The organism is Agrobacterium sp. NPDC058088 (assembly GCF_042885035.1).
Lineage (GTDB): Bacteria > Pseudomonadota > Alphaproteobacteria > Rhizobiales > Rhizobiaceae > Agrobacterium.
Window position 1 is genome coordinate 1 of record NZ_JBHVSU010000026.1, and the last position, 3,170, is coordinate 3,170.

The following is a 3,170-nucleotide window of genomic DNA, read 5'->3' on the forward strand; positions in this document are numbered from 1 at the left end:
CATCCCGGTTACGGTCTTCTGTCCGAAAGCCCTGAGTTCGTGGAGGCCTGCAACAAGGCCGGCATCACCTTCATCGGGCCGACGGCGGACACGATGCGCCAGCTCGGAAACAAGGTCGCAGCCCGCAATCTGGCCATTTCGGTCGATGTCCCCGTTGTTCCCGCCACCGATCCGCTGCCGGACGATATAGCGGAAGTGGAGCGCATGGCCGAGGAAATCGGCTATCCCGTCATGCTGAAGGCCTCCTGGGGCGGTGGCGGCCGCGGCATGCGCGCCATCCGCAAAAAGGAAGACCTCGCCCGTGAGGTGACGGAAGCCAAGCGCGAGGCGAAGGCTGCCTTCGGCAAGGACGAAGTCTATCTGGAAAAGCTCGTCGAGCGCGCCCGCCATGTGGAGAGCCAGATTCTCGGCGATACGCATGGAAATGTCGTGCATCTGTTCGAGCGTGATTGTTCGATCCAGCGGCGTAATCAAAAGGTTGTCGAGCGCGCGCCTGCCCCCTATCTGTCAGAGGCGCAGCGTCAGGAACTGGCCGCCTATTCCCTGAAGATCGCCGCCGCGACCAGCTATATCGGTGCCGGCACGGTCGAATATCTGATGGATGCCGATACCGGCAAATTCTACTTCATCGAGGTCAATCCGCGCATCCAGGTGGAGCATACCGTTACCGAAGTTGTGACCGGCATCGATATCGTCAAGGCGCAGATCCATATTCTTGAAGGTGCTGCCATCGGCACGGCGGAATCCGGCGTGCCCAAGCAGGAAGATATCCGCCTCAACGGCCATGCACTGCAGTGCCGCATCACGACAGAAGACCCGGAACACAACTTCATTCCGGATTACGGTCGCATTACCGCCTATCGTTCCGCTTCGGGCTTCGGCATCCGTCTGGATGGTGGCACTTCCTATACGGGCGCCGTTATCACCCGCTACTATGATCCCCTGCTGGTCAAGGTCACGGCCTGGGCGCCGCAGCCGGATGAGGCGATCAGCCGTATGGACCGTGCGCTGCGCGAGTTCCGTATCCGCGGCGTTGCGACCAACCTCACCTTCCTTGAAGCAATCATTGGTCACGACAGTTTCCGCAACAACACCTATACGACGCGCTTCATCGATTCGACGCCGGAGCTGTTCGCGCAGGTCAAGCGTCAGGACCGCGCCACCAAGCTTCTGACCTATCTGGCCGATGTGACCGTCAATGGTCACCCGGAAACTAAGGGTCGCGCCAGACCGCCCGAAAAGGCCGCAAAGCCTGTTGTGCCTTACATTGATGCGCCGACGCCAGATGGCACCAAGCAGCTGCTGGACAAGCTCGGCCCGAAGGGCTTTGCGGAGTGGATGCGCAACGAAAAGCGCGTTCTGGTCACCGATACGACCATGCGTGACGGGCACCAGTCGCTTCTGGCCACCCGCGTCCGCACCCATGACATCGCCCGTGTCGCGAGTGTCTACGCCAAGGCGCTGCCGCAGCTTCTGTCGCTGGAATGCTGGGGAGGAGCGACGTTTGACGTTTCCATGCGCTTCCTGACGGAAGACCCGTGGGAGCGGCTGGCGCTTATCCGCGAAGGCGCGCCGAACCTGCTGCTGCAGATGCTGCTGCGTGGCGCGAACGGCGTCGGGTACAAGAACTACCCTGATAACGTCGTGAAATATTTCGTCCGTCAGGCTGCAAAGGGCGGGGTTGATCTTTTCCGCGTCTTCGATTGCCTGAACTGGGTGGAGAATATGCGCGTGTCGATGGATGCGATTGCGGAGGAGAACAAGCTCTGCGAGGCGACCATCTGCTACACGGGCGATATTCTGAACTCGGCGCGTCCGAAATATGATCTAAAATATTACACCTATCTTGCCAAGGAACTGGAGCAGGCCGGCGCGCATATCATTGCCGTCAAGGATATGGCGGGCCTGTTGAAGCCGGCGGCCGCCAAGGTTCTTTTCAAGGCGCTGCGCGAAGAAACGGGTCTGCCCATCCACTTCCACACCCACGATACATCGGGCATTTCCGCTGCGACGGTTCTTGCCGCCGTTGATGCCGGTGTTGACGCTGTGGATGCCGCGATGGATGCCTTCTCCGGCAATACATCGCAGCCATGCCTCGGCTCGATCGTGGAAGCACTCGCCGGTTCGGAACGTGATACGGGTCTTGATACGGAATGGATCCGCCGCATTTCCTTCTATTGGGAGGCTGTGCGTAACCAGTATGCGGCTTTCGAAAGTGATCTCAAAGGTCCGGCTTCGGAAGTCTATCTGCACGAAATGCCGGGCGGCCAGTTCACCAACCTCAAGGAACAGGCGCGTTCGCTGGGTCTTGAAAGCCGCTGGCACGAGGTGGCGCAGGCCTATGCCGATGCCAACAGGATGTTTGGCGATATCGTCAAGGTGACGCCGTCCTCCAAGGTCGTCGGTGACATGGCGCTGATGATGGTCAGCCAGGACCTGACGGTGGCCGATGTCGAAAACCCTGACCGCGAAGTGTCCTTCCCGGATTCGGTAGTTTCGATGCTGAAGGGCGATCTTGGACAGTCGCCGGGCGGCTGGCCGGCAGCGCTGCAGAAAAAGGCGCTCAAGGGTGAGGCACCCTATACCGTGCGTCCGGGCTCGCTGCTGGCGGATGCCGATCTCGATGCCGAACGGAAGGTGATCGAGACCAAGCTGGAGCGTAAGATTGATGACTTCGAGTTCGCATCCTATCTGATGTATCCGAAGGTATTCACCGATTTTGCGCTAACCGCTGAGACATATGGCCCGGTCTCCGTGCTGCCGACCCATGCCTATTTCTACGGCATGGAGGATGGCGAAGAGCTTTTTGCCGATATCGAGCGCGGCAAGACGCTTGTTATCGTCAATCAGGCTTCATCAGGCATTGATGACAAGGGTATGGTGACGGTGTTCTTCGAGATCAACGGCCAGCCGCGACGCATCAAGGTGCCGGATCGCGCCCATGGCGCCTCCGGCTCCGCCGTGCGCCGCAAGGCAGAACCCGGCAACGCCTCCCATGTCGGTGCGCCGATGCCGGGCGTCATCAGCCGCGTCTTTGTCAATCAGGGTCAGGAGGTCAAGGCCGGCGACGTGCTGCTCTCCATCGAGGCCATGAAGATGGAAACCGCGCTGCATGCCGAACGCGACGGCAAGATCACTGAGGTTCTGGTGCGCCCCGGTGATCAGATCGA

At 60.0% G+C, this 3,170-nt stretch carries 1 protein-coding gene; it reads left to right on the top strand.

Annotated elements, in window-relative coordinates:
- A partial coding sequence (pyc, locus tag ACFVTJ_RS25320; RefSeq protein WP_386911263.1) for a pyruvate carboxylase occupies nt 1-3,170 on the top strand: 3,170 nt, incomplete at both ends.